The following is a 16,387-nucleotide window of genomic DNA, read 5'->3' as shown; positions in this document are numbered from 1 at the left end:
ACGATGTCGAGATTCACCACGCTGGCGGCGGTACTGGCCGCCGCGGCACTGTCCCTGCTGCCCGCGGTGGCGCAGGCGGACACCCCGCAGTACACGCCGACCATGCTCATCCTGGACGCGTCCGGGTCCATGGAACGTCCCGATCAGGGCGGCACCATGATGGATGCCGCGAAGCGGGCGGTGCGCTCGTTCGTCGCGTCGGCCCCCGCCGAGTCCTCCGTCGGGCTCACCACCTACGGCACCGGCACCAGCAACGACGAGGCCGACAAGACCGCGGGCTGCCACGACGTCCAGGTGCTGCGGCAGCCGGACCGGATCGACAAACCCGCGCTCACCGCCGCCGTCGACGGCATCACCGCGCGCGGCTGGACCCCGATGGGCACCGCGCTGCGTCAGGCCGCGGCGGCGCTGCCCGCGCAGGGCCCGCGCTCGATCGTGCTCGTCTCCGACGGTGACGACACGTGCGCGCCGCCCGATCCGTGCGAGGTGGCGGCGGAGTTGAAGCAGCAGGGCGTTGACCTGGTCGTGCACACGATCGGTTTCGCCGTCGACGAGAAGGCCCGCGCCCAGCTCACCTGCATGGCGCAGGCGACCGGCGGCACCTACAGCGACGCCGCCGACGGCGCCGCGCTGGAACGCGTCCTGCCCCGGGTCAGCTCGGCCGCGCTGCGCGACTACCAGGCGACCGGCACCCCGATCACCGGCACCGCCGAGTACCGCACCGCGCCGGTGGCGACGCCGGGCCAGTACCTCGACACCATCGGTCAGCGTGAGAAGCGGTTCTACGCCGTCGACGTGCCCGCCGGGGCGACGGCCTACTTCACCGGGATCGTCTCGTTCCCGCGCGCCGCGGATGTGTCGATCACCGACGACATGGCCGCCATGGACCTGCGCGTCTACGGTCGCGACGGCACCGACTGCGGGGTCAGGGAGCGGGAGCTCGAGACCCGCACGAGCGACGGGGTCGCGCTCACCGTCAGCCACACCTTCGAGGGCGCCGCGGCCACGGAATCGGGTCCGTGCAAGGGCGCGGGCCGCTACTACTTCGAGCTCGCCTGGGACCTCGCGCCGCAGGGCGCGCCGGAGCGGCTGCCGGTGGAACTCCTCGTCGGTATCGAGCCCGGGGTCACCGATCCCGGCCCGGCGCCCGTCGAAGCCCCGGTGGCGTTCACCGACCCGGCGGGCGCGCCCGAGCCGATCAGCGGCGGAGGCTCGTTCACGGTCGCCGCGGAGCTCGACGGCAGCGGGAAGTACACCGACACCGTGCAATCCGGCGAATACGTCTTCTACAAGGTGCGCCTGGACTGGGGACAGGGCCTGGCGTACCGGGTCCGGTTCGGCGAGACCGGCGGCGCCGGATACACCTCCGCCACGAACGTGGAGACCACGCTGTACTCCCCGCTCGGCCGGGAGATCGACGCCGACACCACCGCCTACACCGGCCGGACGAGCACCGATCTCACGCTGTCGACGGTGCCGGTCCGCTACGCGAACCGCGACGCGAACGATTCCGAGGTGCGGCGTCTCTCGGTGGCCGGCTGGCACTACCTCGCGGTCAAGGTCGGCCTGCCCAGCGGGGCCACGACCATGCCGCCGACGCCGGTGGAACTCGACGTGGCGGTCGTGGGCGACAAGGAAGCCGGCCCTGTCTACGTCGGCGGCGGCGGTGACGTGCTCGGCGAGCAGAACGGACCGTCGACCGAAAAGGCTGTCGCCGTGGAAGGTTCGGACGCGGGCACGCCGTGGCCGGTCTTCGCCGGGATCGGCGTCGGCGTGATCGCGCTGGTCGGCATCGGCGCCGCGATCTGGGCCCTCGCCCGCCGCCGCGCCTGATCCCGGACCGCGAACCCGCCCGCGCCTCGGTGCCGCGGGCGGGTTCCGTGTTTCCGGGTCAGCTGCTAGCCTGGTCTCAAAATGAGACTAGGTCCAGCAAGGGAGCCCGGCGATGCGGCCGACCGATCACGACACCGACGACTTCGCGGCCCTGCGGCGCCTGGCCGAACAGCGGTGGACCTGTAGGCAATTCCGGCCCGACGAGGTCGACCGGGCCACCATCGAGCAGGTGCTGAGCTTGACCCAGCGCACGCCGTCGTGGTGCAACACCCAGCCGTGGCAGGTCGTGGTGACCAGCGGCGAGGGCACCGACCGGCTCCGCAAGGAACTGCTCGCCTACATCCAGACCCATGGCACCGCACCGGATTTCGAGTTCCCCGCGCAGTACGCGGGCGTGTACCGCGACCGCAGGCGCGCGTGCGGGTTCCAGTTGTACGACAGCGTCGGCATCGCCAAGGGCGACCACGAGAAGACCATGCGCCAGATGGTGCGCAATTTCGAGTTCTTCGACGCGCCGCACGTCGCGATCGTCACCTCCGAAGAAGATCTGGGCGTCTACGGCGCCGTCGACTGCGGCCTCTGGCTCGAGAACTTCCTCCTCGGCGCCCAGGCGCTCGGCCTGGGCGCGGCCCCCCAGGCCGCTCTCGCCTCGTACGCCCCTTTCCTGCGCGAGTACTTCGGCCTCCCCGACCACCGCAAGGTCGTCTTCGGCGTCTCCTTCGGCTACCCCGACCTCGACCATCCCGTCAACGCCTTCCGCACCGCTCGCGCGCCCCTCGCCGACCAGATCACCTGGCACACCAGCTGACCGAGATCACCACGCTCTGGTGCAGGCGGGTTCTCGGCCGATGCTCGCACCACAGCGTGGTGATCACGTGTCCAGCGACTAGGCGGAGCGAGGCGACGAGGTGAGGCCGGGGCCCGGTTCGGGGGTGATGTCGCGGGCGGTGAGGGTGGAGTCGCAGGCGTCGCAGGTCAAGCTCGTGTGAGCCTCGCCGGTGCAGCCGCGATGGCGGTATTCGACCGGTGGGCCGTCGGGGGCCATGTAGGTGTCACCCCAGTCGCGGATCGCCATGAGAATCGGGTAGATCGCGTGGCCCTTCTCGGTGAGACGGTATTCCTCGTAGGCGCCGTCCTGCGCGGGCCGCTTCTCCAGGATCCCGTGCTCGATCAAACGATCCAGCCGATCACCGAGGCGGCTCCGGGAAATCCCCAGGGCACTCTGGAACGCATTGAACCGCCGCACCCCGGTGAAGCAGTATTTGAGGATCAGCAAGGTCCACCGATCCCCGAAGATCACCAACGGCCGCGTGATCGAACACGGGACATCGGCGAGTTCCTCATAGCGCACCCTGCCATTATGCGCGCGACCCGACCCAGGCGAGCTAAGCGTTGTCGCGCAGGGACACGATCATGCTTCGCAGGATCCGCAGCGCGTCCGACCGCTCGGCCTCGCTCAGCCCGGCGACCATTCTGAGCTCGACGGACCGGACCGCCGCGGTGGCCTCCTCGAGGCTGCGCATGCCCCGGGGTGTGAGCCGCGTGGGCAGCACTTTGCCGACCGGCGCCGCCGCGGGCCTGCTCACGCACCCGTCGCGTTCCAAAGCCTGGAGCAGCACGTTCATCGTCTGCCGGGTCACGAACGCACCCCGTGCCAGCTCGGAATTGGACAGGCCGGGCCGCTGCGCCAGCAGTTCGAGGCAGGCGTAGTGCGTGATGCTCATCCCGAGTGGCCGCAGCACCTCCTCCATGGCGACCCGCAGCGCGCTCGACGCCTCCTTGAGGAGATAGCCCAGCGACGTCTCCAGGTCGACACCGTCTTGACTCATGTCAGTATTCTGACATAGCGTGGTTTGTGTCAGAAACCTGACACAACCAGAAGGAGCAACACCGTGCCTGTCACCGGACCCGACTTCCTCTCGCTGCAAGCGCGTGACCTCGACGCCTCGCGGGCGTTCTACGAGAAGTACCTCGGCCTCGTCCGCTCACCGGCCGGACCGCCGCACGCCGTCGTCTTCGAGACGAAACCCATCGCGTTCGCACTGCGCGACGTCGTCCCCGGGACCGATCTCGCCGACGCCGCCCACCCCGGCCTCGGCGCCGCGATCTGGTTGCACGCCACCGACGTCCAGGCCATCCACGACGCCCTGGTCGCCGACGGCCACGCTATCGTCACCCCACCCGTCGACGGCCCTTTCGGGCGCACCTTCACCTTCGCCGACCCCGACGGCTACCGGATCACGCTGCACGACCGCGCCTGACGGCCCCGAAGGGCCGCCACTACGCCTGGCTGCTCGCCGACGCGGCAGCCTTTCGAGCCCGGCGCTGCAGCTTCCACTCCACGACCTCACCCAGCGGCACATCCGGCCGCTTCCGCCAGCGCGATGCGGGCCCCTTCGCCAACAGCTCGACTTCACACCGCTCGGCGGCGGCCAGGTCCACCGCCCCGACAGCACCGGCGAAAAGGCCTTCCCGCCGTCGATCGGCCCGATTCCGCATGCGCTTGCGACGCGGAATGTTCTTCCGCGAACTCTTGTCGTTCTCGCCATAGCAGTTACGCCGATCCCTCGCGTAACTGAGCGCCTTCTTCTCCTGCGGACTCCGCCGAACCACCGATCCCCCATCCCTCGTCGTTGCGGCGGCCACGCTACCCACCAACACACCACACCGCACGCGAGTTTCACTGCCATCGGCCGCGAGGGGAAGACAGCGAAACGGCCGCCGCGCCTCCGGGTTTCGGGGAGGTGGCGGCGGCCGTGGGGCGTCGGGTCAGAGCGGGATGTTCTTGTGGTGGCTCTTGCGGGCCGGGGCCGAGGCGAGGGCGGCGGCGATGATGCTGCGGGTCTTGGCGGGGTCGATGACCTCGTCGACGACGCCGATGGCGACGGCGCGTTCGACGCCGCCGGCGATCTTCTCGTGTTCGGCGGTGAGGCGCTCGTGCAGGGCTTCGCGCTCGTCCTCGGGCGCGGCGGCGAGTGCCTTCTTGTGCAGGATGCCGACCGCGGCCTTGGCGCCCATCACGGCGACCTCGGACCCGGGCCAGGCGTAGACGGCGGTCGCGCCGAGCGCGCGGGCGTTCATCGCGATGTAGGCGCCGCCGTAGATCTTCCGGGTCACCAGGGTGACGCGCGGGACACGGGCCTCGGCGAAGGCGTGCAGCAGCTTCGCGCCGCGGCGCACCACGCCCTCGAGCTCCTGGCCGACGCCGGGCAGGTAGCCGGGCACGTCGGTGACGACCACCAGCGGGATGCCGAACGCATCGCACAGGCGCACGAAACGCGAAGCCTTCTCGGCACTTTCGGAGTTCAGGCAACCACCGAGGCGCAGCGGGTTGTTGGCGAGCACACCGACCGTGCGCCCACCGAGCCTGCCGAGACCGACGACCATGCTGCGGGCGTAACCACCCTGCAGTTCCTCGAACGAGGACTCCCCGTCGACGTTGTCGAGCAGCTCGTGGATGATCGGCTTCACGTCGTAGGCGCGCTTGGCCGACTCCGGCAGCATCGCCTTGAGATCGACGTCGCCGTGCTCGGCCGCGACCAGGTCGAACTCGCCCTGCTCGGCGAACATCGACACCAGGCGCCGGGCGCGGTGCATCGCGTCGGCCTCGTCGTCGGCGGCGATGTGGCACACGCCGGACTTCTTGAAGTGTGTGGTGGGCCCGCCGAGCGTCTCCATGTCGACGTTCTCGCCGGTCACCGAACGCACCACGTCCGGACCGGTGACGAAGACACGGCCCTCGGGCGCCATGATGACGACGTCGGTGAGCGCGGGACCGTAGGCGGCGCCACCGGCGGCGAAGCCGAGCACCACCGAGATCTGCGGCACCAGACCGGACGCGCGGACCATCGCCTCGAAGACCAGGCCCACCGCGTGCAGCGCCTCGACACCCTCGGCGAGGCGCGCCCCACCGGAATGCCACAGGCCGACAACGGGAATGCCCGATTCGATGGCGGTGTCGATCGCGTCGACGATGTGCTTGCAGCCCGCCACACCCATCGCGCCGCCCATGACGGTCGCGTCGGAGCAGTAGGCCACGGTACGAACGCCGTCGACCTCGCCGATCGCGGCAAGGACGCCGGACTTGTCACGCGGGTGCAGCGGCAGCACGGTACCGGGATCGAAGAATCGCTGGAGCCGACCGAGGGGGTCACGCGGATCGGTCGTCGCGTCGTTGAACGCGGGAGCAATGATCGTCATCGCATCCTCCTACCTTCGTGGGGAATCATGCCGCTGCCGCGGCTCGTATACCGAAAACACCGGTGGGGCCGACCCATTCAGTTGGGCGACCCCACCGGGGATCGTGGAGCTGTTCGATCGGAGCGGCTAGGCCCGACCGAAGGCGAGCGCGACATTGTGCCCACCGAAGCCGAAGGAGTTGTTGATCGCGTACTCGATTTCCTGGTGCCGGGCCTGCCCGTGCACCACGTCGAGATCGATCTCCGGATCCTGGTTGTCCAGGTTCAGCGTCGGCGGGACGACCCCGTCCCGGATGGCCAGCACGGTGAGCACGGACTCGAGCGCGCCGACGGCGCCGATCGAGTGGCCCAGCGCCGACTTCGGCGCGTACACCGAAGCGTGGTTGCCCACAGCCTTGTTGATCGCGTTGGCCTCGGCGGTGTCGCCGATGGGGGTCGCGGTCGCGTGGGCGTTGATGTGGGTGATGTCCTGCTTGGACAGACCGGCGGTCTGCATCGCGCGGGTCATCGCCCTGGCCGCACCGGTGCCCTCGGGATCCGGCGCCACCAGGTGGAAGCCGTCGGAGGTGATACCGGCGCCGAGCAGGCGCGCGTGGATGGTGGCACCGCGAGCCTTCGCGTGCTCCTCGGTCTCGATCGTCATGAGCGCGCCGGCCTCGCCGAAGACGAAACCGTCACGATCCTTGTCGAACGGACGCGACGCACCCTTGGGATCGTCGTTGCGCGTGCTCATCGCCCGCATCATGGAGAACGCCGCGATCGGCACGGAGTCGATGAAACCCTCGACACCGCCGGTGACGACCATGTCGGCGTCACCCATCACGATCATCCGCCACGCGTTGGCGATGGCTTCCGAACCCGACGAGCACGCCGAGACCGGAGTGACCACTCCCGCCCTGGCCTTCAGCTCGAGACCGACGACGGCCGACGGACCGTTCGGCATGACCATCTGAACAGCCAGCGGCGAGATCTTGCGATAGCCACCGTTCTTCAGCTTGTCGACCGAGTCGATCAGCGCGTCGCCGCCACCGAGGCCGGTGCCGATCGCGACGCCCAGGCGGTCGGGGTCGACCTCCGGGCTGCCCGCGTTCTTCCACACCTCGCGACCGAGGACGGTCGCCAGGCGCTCGACATACGCCATGCGGCGGATCTCGACCCGGCTCAGGAGGGTGTCGGGGCTGACTTTCAGGTGACCGCCGATGCGCACCGGCAGGTCGTATTCCTCGATGAAGGAATCCTCGAGAACGTCGATTCCGCTCTCACCGTTGAGGAGTCCCTTCCACGTCGCATCGACATCACCCGCGATCGACGTGGTCGCCGCCATGCTGGTGACGACGACGTTGGGGAAATTCCCGTTCAAGGTGGAAGGAGTGGTCACTGGTTCAGCCCTACTCGGCGTCGAACTTGGCCTTGAGCTCCGCGGCGGCGTCGGAGTTCTCCGCCTCGAGCTTCTGGATGTAGGAGACGGCGTCACCCACGGTCTTCAGGCTGGCGAGATCCTCGTCGGGGATCTTGACGCCGTACTTGTCCTCGGTCTGCACAGCGATCTCGACCATGGACAGCGAGTCGATGTCCAGGTCGTCGACGAAGGACTTCTCGATGGTCACCTCGGAGGGTTCGATACCCGTAACCTCTTCGATGATCTTGCCGAGCTCTTCGACGATCTGTTCCTGGGTCAGAGCGGCCACTTTGGTGGCTCCCTTCTTGTTCTCGTTTGTAGGGTCTGAACGGTCCCGCACCTCGTCGTGCGCGACCGCCGGGGGGAAAGCTAGCCGGAGATGGTCAGCTCGGCCAACGCGGGGAGGTCTTCGGGCGTCTTGAGCGCCAGATTCGGCGTGCCCTTCAGTTCCCGTTTGGCGATTCCGACGAGGGTGCCCGCCGGAGGCAGTTCGGCCACGGCCGACACACCCGCCGCGCGGACGGTCTCGGTGCACAGGTCCCAGCGCACGGGGCGGGTGACCTGAGCCGCGAGCTTGTCGATCGCGTCGGCGCCCGAGCTGACCGGCTTGCCGTCGAAGTTCGACAGCAGCGTCCGGATCGGGTCGCTCGGCGAGATCTGAGCGATGGCATCGGCGACAGCAGCCTGGGCCGGGGCCATGAAAGCGGTGTGGAACGCACCGGCGACGGGCAATGCGCGGACCCGTGCCTTCTCCGGCGGGTTCGCGGCGAGCTCCGCCAGAGCTTCCAAGGTACCCGCCGCCACGATCTGGCCGACCGCGTTGCGGTTGGCCGGGACGAGATCGAGTTCGGCGAGCCGTGCGAGCACGGTGGCTTCGTCACCACCGAGCACCGCGGACATGCCGGTCGGCTGCAGCGCACACGCCTTGGCCATCTCCCGGCCGCGGATGGCGGCCAGGCTGACCGCCTCGTCGGCGGTGATGACGCCGGCGACAGCGGCGGCGGCGAATTCGCCGACCGAGTGTCCGGCGACGATGGTATCCGCCGGAATCGTCTCGGGGGCGATTTCGGCGAACGCCAGCAGGGCGGCGGCGACGACGAGCGGCTGGGTCACCGCGGTGTCGACGATCTCCTCGGCCGTCGCGGTGGTACCGAGACGGACCAGGTCGAGGCCGGCGGCCTTCGACCACAGCTCGAGGCGGTCGGTCGCACCGGGAAGGGCGAGCCAGGGCGCGAGCATGCCGGGTGTCTGGGACCCCTGTCCAGGGGTGAACAACGCGATCACTCCCTAAGAAAACACTGTGACCCCCGCCGCAAGAGATGTCGGCGCGAATGAAGCTTGCGGACGCGTTTTGTAGGGGTCCCACAAAATCCGAGGTGGGGTGTCCCGATCGACCGATTCCCCGATCTCGTTACAGGGGCTCGAAGCCCACTGGGGAAGGCGGGGTTTCTGTGACGGGGGGTGACGATTCGTTATGGGTTCGTGTCAAACGACCCACTGTCGCCGCGATCCGGAGCACATAAGCGTCTCGGGGATTCATGGGATCACGTCCGGTGATCTCACCGATTCGTTTGAGTCGGTACCGAACGGTATTTGGATGGACGTACAGCTGACGCGCGCATGTTTCTACTGCTCCGCCACAATCCAGGTAGGCGTCGAGTGTGTCGGATAACGAAGATCCGGCAGCAGCCAACGGGAGCACAAGATACTCGTTCAGCGCCTCTATCGCAGCTCTATCGCCCAGCAGGGCGCGTTCGGGCAGCAATTCCGAGGCGTGAACGGGCCTTGGCGCGCCGCGCCAGCCCACGACGGCCTCCATTCCGGCCAGCGCCTCGATCGCGCTGGCGTGCGCGGCGCCCAGGGTGCGCATGGTCGGACCGATCACCACCGGGCCGTCGGAGAACACGTCGGCCAGCAGATCCGTCAGGAACGGCGAGGCGATCCCGGCCTCCCCGCCGAGGTGCCCGCTCACCACCATCACCAGCCGGGCACCCTGCACGACCGCCAGCGCGGCCCTGCCGTGCCTGGTCGCGATCGTGTGCACCGCGCCGACCGTGGACACGCCCTGATCGGCGGGTGGCGTCCCGACGAGCACGGTGGCGGGCGCGGTGGCGTCCCAGTTCAACGTGGCGGCCCGGGAGAGCATGTCCGGGCCCGTGTCCCCACGCACGACCGCGTCGACCACCAGCGCCTCCAGGCGGGTGTCCCACGCGCCGCGCGACTCGGCCGCGCTGGCGTACACCGAGGCGGCCGCGAAACCGAGCTCACGCCCGTATCGCAGCACCGCCTCGGTGAGCGCCACCAGCTGACGGTCGTTGCGCGCCAGCGCGGGCAGCCACTGCTCGAAGAAGTCCATGGCCACCCGCACCATGTCCACGGTCTGGCGCAGCGTGAGCCGCCGCGCCAGATCCTGTGGGATCACCTGGAACGCGTCCAGGCTGAAGCGGATGTCGGAGTCGGGATCCTGCAACCACTCCAGGAAGTTCACGACCGCCGTCTGCACCAGCATCTGCACGCCCGCCCGCTGCGCGGCGTCCAGATCGGCGAAGAACGGCAGCCGATCCTGCATCGACCCCACCGCCTCGGTGGACAGCCGGCCCGAGAACTGCTTGACCCGCTTGAGCAGCGTGTCGGGCAGCGGATCACGAGTCTGCCGATTCGGGGACAGTGCCCCGGTCGGCAGATACACCTCGTGTTCGCTGGTGCCCTCGGTGATCCGACGGGGCCGCGGCGGTTTGCGCTCCACAGTCCTATCGTCCGCTACGCGAGTTCCTCGGCCGCGTCCGCACTCGGCTTCGGCGCGGCGGCCACGTCGTCGATGCGGTACTTCGCCGCCGCTTCCACCGCCTTCGACTTGTCCAGCGTGCCGTCCTTGACCAGGCCCTCGAGCACCGCGACCACGATCGACTGGGCGTCGACGTTGAACACCCGGCGGGCGGCGGGACGGGTGTCGGAGAAGCCGAACCCGTCGGTGCCGAGGGTGATGTAGTCGCCCGGCACCCACTGCCGGATCTGGTCGGGCACCGCGCGCATCCAGTCGGTGGCGGCCACGACGGGTCCGCGCGCCGCCGCCAGCGCCTGGGTGACGTAGGGCACGCCCGGATCGGTGTCGGGATGCTTGAGCGCCTGGATCTCCTTGTCCAGCGCCTCCTTGCGCAGCTCGCCGAAGGAGGTCACCGACCACACGTCGGCGGCCACGCCCCAGTCCTGCGCCAGGATCTCCTGGGCGCGCAGGCCGTCGGGCACGGTGACGCCGGAGACCAGGATCTGCGCGCGCACCTCACCGTCACCGCCGGGCTGGTACAGGTACAGACCCTTGAGCAGACCGGCCACATCGATGCCCTCGGGCTCGGCCGGCTGCTGGTACGGCTCGTTGTAGAGGGTGATGTAGTAGAAGATGTTCTCCCCGGCGAACGCGCCGTCCTCGGGCGGGTTGGTGCCGGGCAGCTGCCCCTGTTCGGGCGTGACGCCGCCGTACATCCGGCGCAGACCGTCGCGCATGATGTGGGCGATCTCGAAGGAGAACGCCGGGTCGTAGGTCACCACGGCCGGGTTGGTCGAGGCCAGCAGCAGCGAGTGCCCGTCGTTGTGCTGCAGGCCCTCACCGGTGAGCGTGGTGCGTCCGGCCGTCGCGCCGAGCACGAAGCCACGGGCGAGCTGGTCGGCCGCGGCCCACAGGCCGTCGCCGGTGCGCTGGAACCCGAACATCGAATAGAAGATGTAGAGCGGGATCATCGGCTCGCCGTGGGTGGCGTACGAGGTGCCGACCGCGGTGAACGACGCCGTGGACCCGGCCTCGTTGATGCCCTCGTGCAGGATCTGCCCGACGGCGCTCTCCTTGTAGGCGAGCATCAGTTCCGCGTCGACCGAGGTGTAGAGCTGGCCGTTGCGGTTGTAGATCTTCAGCGTCGGGAACCACGAGTCCATGCCGAAGGTGCGGGCCTCGTCGGGAATGATCGGCACGATCCGCTTGCCGATCTCCTTGTCCCGCAACAGCTCCTTGACCAGGCGCACCAGCGCCATGGTGGTGGCGACCTTCTGCTTGCCCGAGCCCTTGCGCACCGAGCGGTAGGCCTCGTCGCCCGGCAGTGTCAGCGGCTTGGCGACCGAGCGGCGCTCAGGCACGAAACCGCCGAGGGCCTGACGGCGGCTCAGCATGTACTGGATGGCCGGGTTGTCCATGCCGGGGTGGTAGTACGGCGGCAGGTACGGGTCCTTCTCCAGCTCGGCATCGGTGATCGGGATGCGCTGCAGATCGCGGAAGTCCTTGAGGTCCTGCAGCGCCAGCTTCTTCATCTGGTGGGTGGCGTTGCGGCCCTCGAAGTGCTTGCCGAGGGTGTAGCCCTTGATCGTCTTGGCCAGGATCACCGTCGGCTGGCCCTTGTGCGCCATCGCCGCCGCGTAGGCGGCGTAGACCTTGCGGTAGTCGTGGCCGCCGCGCTTGAGGTTCCAGATCTCGCTGTCGGACATGTTCTGCACCAGCGCCTTGGTGCGCGGGTCTCGGCCGAAGAAGTGATCGCGCACGTAGGCGCCGTCGTTGGCCTTGTAGGTCTGGAAGTCACCGTCGGGGGTGGTGTTCATCAGGTTGACCAGGGCGCCGTCGCGGTCGGCGCCGAGCAGCGCGTCCCACTCGCGGCCCCAGACCACCTTGATCACGTTCCAGCCCGCGCCGCGGAAGAACGACTCCAGCTCCTGGATGATCTTGCCGTTGCCGCGTACCGGCCCGTCGAGCCGCTGCAGGTTGCAGTTGATGACGAAGGTCAGGTTGTCGAGCGCCTCGTTGGCAGCCACCTGGATCAGGCCGCGCGATTCCGGCTCGTCCATCTCGCCGTCGCCGAGGAAGGCCCACACGTGCTGGTCGGAGGTGTCCTTGATCCCGCGGTCGTGCAGGTAATGATTGAAGCGCGCCTGGTAGATGGCGTTCATCGGGCCCAGGCCCATCGACACCGTCGGGAACTCCCAGAAGTCCGGCATCAACCGCGGGTGCGGGTACGACGGCAGGCCGTGGCCGGGTCCGCCGTGGCTGTACTCCTGCCGGAAGCCGTCGAGGCGGTCGGTGCTGAGCCGGCCTTCCAGGTAGGCACGGGCGTAGATGCCGGGCGAGGCGTGACCCTGGATGTAGACGCTGTCGCCGCCGCCGGGATGGTCCTTGCCGCGGAAGAAGTGGTTGAAGCCCACCTCGTAGAGCGCCGCCGAGGACGCGTAGGTGGAGATGTGGCCGCCGACGCCGATGCCGGGCCGCTGCGCGCGGTGCACCATGATCGCGGCGTTCCACCGGATCCAGGCGCGGTAGCGGCGCTCGACCTCCTCGTCACCGGGGAACCACGGCTCGTTCTCGGTGGGAATCGTGTTGACGTAGTCGGTGGAGGTGAGCGCGGGAATCGACACCCGACGCTCGCCCGCGCGCTCGAGCAGCCGCAGCATCAGGTAGCGGGCGCGGCCGGGGCCTTCGCGATCGAGCATGTCGTCGAAGGATTCCAGCCATTCACTGGTCTCCTCGGGGTCGATATCGGGAAGATACGACGCCACTCCCTCGCGGATCACCCGGACGCGTTCACCGCTCGTTCTCGTGGCGGCGTCGCTGCCCGCGGCGGGTTCGTTCGCGGAATTCGCTGACACAGGGTGGATCAGGTCGGTCAAATCTGCTCCTCGTACAGGGGGCTGAACTGCTTGTTGGCGTCGCTTTCCCCGGGCCTGCCCGCTAGGTGTGCGGGCCACCCGTCACGAACGTTTCGGGCGCACCCCCATCCTTACCGAAAAGGTGTCGCGGGTCATCCTCTCCAGGCAGGTACTGCCCGGTATACACCGAAGTCGGCGCGCCGAAGGCCGCCATGCCACCCCGGGTGGCCGCCGCGATCCACGGTCGGCGAGGATCCACTAAGTTCGGCAGGGGAAGCGCACGAGCGGGACGAGAGGGATCGGACGACGATGAGGGTGCTGGACGCGCGCCGCTTCGGGCTGGCCTGTGCCGCCGTGGCCCTGTCCACCGGCCTGGCGGTGGCGGGATGTGGCAAGCAGGTGCCCGGTACTCCGACCACCGACGCCGCCGAGGTCGCGGCGTACAAGACCGCCGCCGCGGCCTCGTCCTCGGCCGCCGCGTCCTCGAAAGCGGCCGCCGCGCAGGCCAAGGCGATCACCGACAACTGCACCCAGTTCCCCGTCACCACCGGCGCCGGGGTCACCGCCTTCAACGACTTCGTCACCGCGCACGACCGCAACGCCCCCGACTACGCCGACAAGCGCGAGGCCGCGGCGAGCACCCTCGACAACGCCGCGACCAAGGTGGAGACCGGCGTCACCGCGGCCGTCGGCGCGCTACCCCCCGAACTGGCCGAGAAGTTCACGGCCTACGTGGTCGCGGCGCGCGAGCTCTCCGCCGAGACCAGGAAGATGACCTACACCTCCCAGGTGGCCAAGCTCAACGACGCCAGCCGAAAGATCAACAAGGCGCGCACCGACGTGCACGACGCCTGCTCGAGCCGCTGAATTCGTCCCGCCGACACGCGGCATACGGTCCCAATTCATCCGATCGGCTTGCGCTGCGGCCGATAACCATGTTCGCTTGCACCTATCTATTGTCGGCAGTTTAGGGAGGACACCACCGTGGTCGCCGCGGCGGACGCGCAGAACTACGCTCAGAAGCTTGGCATTTCTCACGGCTTGGTCGTTCAGGAATTGGGCTGGGACGAGGACACCGACGACGACTTGCGCGCCGAGATCGAGGAGGTCAGCGGCGGCGAGATGGTCGATGAGGACTCCGACGAGGTCGTGGACGCGGTCCTGTTGTGGTGGCGAGAAGGTGATGGCGACCTGGCCGACGAGCTGATGGACGCCATCGGCCCGCTGTCGGACGAGGGCTTCATCTGGGTACTCACCCCCAAGACCGGTCACTCGGGCCATGTCGATCCGAGCGAGATCGCCGAAGCCGCGCCAACGGCCGGCCTGACCCAGACCTCGACCATCAGTCTCGGCAGCTGGACGGGCTCGCGCCTGGTCCAGCCGAAGGCACCGTCCAAACAGCGCTGAATTCGCCGTTCGCTAAGGTCTCAGCCGGACGAGAACGCTCGGCTGAGACCCGACACGACGGAGGATTCGCCCTATGCCGCTAGAGGTTGGCACTCTCGCGCCGGACTTCACGCTCAAAGATCAGAACAACCAGCCCGTCACGCTGTCGGATTACCGCGGCAAGAAGAACGTGCTCCTGGTGTTCTATCCGCTCGCCTTCACCGGCATCTGCCAGGGTGAGTTGTGCAAGGTGCGCGACGAGCTGCCCAAGTTCCAGAACGACGACGCCGAGATCCTCGCGATCTCGGTCGGCCCGCCGCCGACCCACAAGATCTGGGCGGCCGAACAGGGCTACCTGTTCCCCCTGCTGTCGGATTTCTGGCCGCACGGCGCCGTCACCCAGGCCTACGACGTCTTCAACGAGAAGTCCGGTTACCCCAACCGGGGCACCTTCGTCATCGACAAGGCCGGCTACATCACTTTCGCGGAGATGAACGGGCCAGGAGAGGCCCGTGACCAGGCGGCTTGGGAGAAAGCCCTCGCCGCGCTAGATTCATAGACCGATCCCGCCGGTACGCCCGGCGGGACTCGGGCGTATAGCTCAGCGGTAGAGCACTGGTTTTACACACCAGCGGTCGGGGGTTCGATCCCCTCTGCGCCCACCTTGTCAGCCGGGCAGGCCGACTTCGTCTGGGGTCTTGTCGGTGCGGATCCCGCGGAAGCTCGGGTGTCGTAGCAGCCCGTCGCCGCTGATCTCGCGGTACTCGATGTCGGCCACGAAGACCGGTTCCACCCACCATGCCGCCCGTGTCACCGTCGGTGGCGGTGGATCGTCCAGTGGGCTGGTCTCGCGGCGGACTTCCTCGAGCGCGGCGCGGATGCTGCGCCGAGCCTCGGTGGTGAAGCCGGTTCCGACCCCGCCGATGCAGTGCAGGTGACCTTCGGGGGTGTGACCGGCCAGGACCAGACCGCCGAAGGTGGCGGCGTTGGGGCCGGTGCCGGGGACCGCGCCGACGATGACGGCCTCGGTGGTGGCGCGCAGCACCGTCTTGATCCACGCCGAGGAGCGACGGCCGGGCTCGTAGCTCGAGTCGATCCGCTTGCTGACGATGCCTTCCAGCCCGTTCTCCGCGGCCGCGTGCAACAGCTGGTCGGCGTCGGTGTCGGCCAGTGACCAGTTCGGCGGGACGCGGACGCGGGCGCCGTCGTCGATCCGAACCCCCGTCAGCTCCGCCCGCCGCGACGAGTAGGGGTCCTCGAACAGGATGTCCTCGTCGAGGGCCAGCAGGTCGAACGCCACGTAGTCCACCCGGACCTCGGCGATCAGCGCCGGCAGGGGACGTTGAACATGCATCCGCCGCTGCAGCCGCGCGAACGAGGGCGCGCCCCGGTCGTCGGGGGCGACCAGTTCACCATCCAGCAGCATGCTGCGCCCCGCGGTCATCTCGGTCAGCGCGCCGACGACCTCGGGATAGGAGCCGCTGATCTCGCGCAGGTTCCGGCTCCACAGACTGACCCCACCCCCGGTACACCGAGCGATCGCGCGGACCCCGTCCCACTTCATCTCCGCGCACCACCCGCCTGGCGGCCGCGGAGGCCGTCCGGATTTGGCCAGCATCGGTGCCGGCACCGCCAGACCCACAAGATCAAGGGTAGACCCGCCGGCCTTTCACGTGAGCGCGTGCACGATCCCCGACAGCACCCGCCCGATCACCCGGACCAACGCCCCGGCGACCTCGATGAGCGCGCCGCCGACCACCTCGACGGCCGCACCACCGTGTTCGTAGGTACCGCCTCGCCCGCTGCGACGCCGAAACCGCCGTCGGCTCCGTCGCCTGGTCTCGACTTCTTCTGCGCCAGAGAATCTTTCGTTGGTCACCACGTCAAAGTAGGGCGAGCAACCTTCGAAATTCTTAACGCTCGGCAGGATCGCAGGCTTGACGTTGACGCT

General features: G+C 68.7%; 17 protein-coding genes and 1 tRNA gene. 7 read left to right on the top strand and 11 right to left on the bottom strand.

The genetic code is table 11. From position 1 onward, the window contains the following. Positions 1-3 precede the first annotated feature (3 nt). Positions 4-1,833 (top strand): vWA domain-containing protein, encoded by a 1,830-nt coding sequence (locus DFR69_RS25965; protein WP_110040249.1) that lies wholly within the window; start codon positions 4-6, stop codon positions 1,831-1,833. A gap of 112 nt (positions 1,834-1,945) precedes the next feature. Then, on the top strand, positions 1,946-2,641 hold the full coding sequence (locus DFR69_RS25960) for a nitroreductase (protein WP_110040248.1): 696 nt from the start codon (positions 1,946-1,948) through the stop codon (positions 2,639-2,641). 78 nt (positions 2,642-2,719) lie between these two features. Here DFR69_RS25960 and DFR69_RS25955 read toward each other — a convergent pair whose 3' ends face one another. Then, positions 2,720-3,184, bottom strand: coding sequence for a winged helix-turn-helix transcriptional regulator (locus tag DFR69_RS25955; RefSeq protein ID WP_110040247.1), 465 nt, complete (start codon positions 3,182-3,184; stop codon positions 2,720-2,722). 34 nt (positions 3,185-3,218) lie between these two features. Continuing rightward, positions 3,219-3,662: a MarR family winged helix-turn-helix transcriptional regulator gene (locus DFR69_RS25950; protein WP_110040246.1), complete on the bottom strand. Its 444-nt coding sequence runs from the start codon at positions 3,660-3,662 to the stop codon at positions 3,219-3,221. Between the two features lie 63 nt (positions 3,663-3,725). Here DFR69_RS25950 and DFR69_RS25945 point away from each other — a divergent pair, with 63 nt between their 5' ends. Beyond that, positions 3,726-4,094, top strand: coding sequence for a VOC family protein (locus DFR69_RS25945; RefSeq protein ID WP_110040245.1), 369 nt, complete (start codon positions 3,726-3,728; stop codon positions 4,092-4,094). Positions 4,095-4,113: 19 nt separating this feature from the next. Here the strand turns inward: DFR69_RS25945 and DFR69_RS34195 are convergent, their stop codons facing one another. The 7 genes from DFR69_RS34195 to aceE all read right to left on the bottom strand — a co-directional run bounded on the left by DFR69_RS34195 (position 4,114) and on the right by aceE (position 13,071). Beyond that, a complete protein-coding gene (locus DFR69_RS34195; RefSeq protein ID WP_146229427.1) occupies positions 4,114-4,479 on the bottom strand; it encodes a hypothetical protein in 366 nt (121 codons plus the stop codon). 123 nt (positions 4,480-4,602) lie between these two features. Next, positions 4,603-6,033: an acyl-CoA carboxylase subunit beta gene (locus DFR69_RS25940; protein WP_110040244.1), complete on the bottom strand. Its 1,431-nt coding sequence runs from the start codon at positions 6,031-6,033 to the stop codon at positions 4,603-4,605. Positions 6,034-6,159: 126 nt separating this feature from the next. Further along, a complete protein-coding gene (locus DFR69_RS25935; protein WP_019046011.1) occupies positions 6,160-7,410 on the bottom strand; it encodes a KasA/KasB family beta-ketoacyl-ACP synthase in 1,251 nt (416 codons plus the stop codon). A 10-nt stretch (positions 7,411-7,420) separates the two neighbouring features. Then, entirely contained in the window at positions 7,421-7,720 is a 300-nt protein-coding gene (acpM, locus tag DFR69_RS25930; RefSeq protein ID WP_019046010.1) for a meromycolate extension acyl carrier protein AcpM, read from the bottom strand. Between the two features lie 80 nt (positions 7,721-7,800). Then, positions 7,801-8,715 (bottom strand): ACP S-malonyltransferase, encoded by a 915-nt coding sequence (locus DFR69_RS25925; RefSeq protein ID WP_110040243.1) that lies wholly within the window; start codon positions 8,713-8,715, stop codon positions 7,801-7,803. A 127-nt stretch (positions 8,716-8,842) separates the two neighbouring features. Continuing rightward, on the bottom strand, positions 8,843-10,147 hold the full coding sequence (locus DFR69_RS25920; protein WP_357168999.1) for a PucR family transcriptional regulator: 1,305 nt from the start codon (positions 10,145-10,147) through the stop codon (positions 8,843-8,845). A 44-nt stretch (positions 10,148-10,191) separates the two neighbouring features. Then, positions 10,192-13,071, bottom strand: coding sequence for a pyruvate dehydrogenase (acetyl-transferring), homodimeric type (gene aceE / locus DFR69_RS25915; RefSeq protein WP_110040242.1), 2,880 nt, complete (start codon positions 13,069-13,071; stop codon positions 10,192-10,194). Between the two features lie 288 nt (positions 13,072-13,359). On the opposite strand from aceE, the gene DFR69_RS25910 reads away from it, so the two are divergent. The 4 genes from DFR69_RS25910 to DFR69_RS25895 all read left to right on the top strand — a co-directional run bounded on the left by DFR69_RS25910 (position 13,360) and on the right by DFR69_RS25895 (position 15,098). Continuing rightward, positions 13,360-13,917: a hypothetical protein gene (locus tag DFR69_RS25910; protein ID WP_110040241.1), complete on the top strand. Its 558-nt coding sequence runs from the start codon at positions 13,360-13,362 to the stop codon at positions 13,915-13,917. Positions 13,918-14,034: 117 nt separating this feature from the next. Next, positions 14,035-14,457, top strand: coding sequence for a DUF3052 domain-containing protein (locus DFR69_RS25905; protein WP_110040240.1), 423 nt, complete (start codon positions 14,035-14,037; stop codon positions 14,455-14,457). 73 nt (positions 14,458-14,530) lie between these two features. Further along, entirely contained in the window at positions 14,531-14,995 is a 465-nt protein-coding gene (locus DFR69_RS25900; protein WP_110040239.1) for a peroxiredoxin, read from the top strand. A gap of 31 nt (positions 14,996-15,026) precedes the next feature. After that, positions 15,027-15,098, top strand: a tRNA-Val gene (locus tag DFR69_RS25895). Positions 15,099-15,103: 5 nt separating this feature from the next. Here the strand turns inward: DFR69_RS25895 and ligD are convergent. Continuing rightward, positions 15,104-16,054 (bottom strand): non-homologous end-joining DNA ligase, encoded by a 951-nt coding sequence (gene ligD / locus DFR69_RS25890; protein WP_167456412.1) that lies wholly within the window; start codon positions 16,052-16,054, stop codon positions 15,104-15,106. A 51-nt stretch (positions 16,055-16,105) separates the two neighbouring features. Continuing rightward, entirely contained in the window at positions 16,106-16,315 is a 210-nt protein-coding gene (locus DFR69_RS34190; RefSeq protein WP_146229426.1) for a hypothetical protein, read from the bottom strand. Between the last annotated feature and the right edge of the window lie 72 nt (positions 16,316-16,387).

The sequence above is a fragment of the Nocardia neocaledoniensis genome (assembly GCF_003182135.1).
Lineage (GTDB): Bacteria > Actinomycetota > Actinomycetes > Mycobacteriales > Mycobacteriaceae > Nocardia > Nocardia neocaledoniensis.
This window is presented reverse-complemented; position numbering and strand designations above follow the sequence as displayed.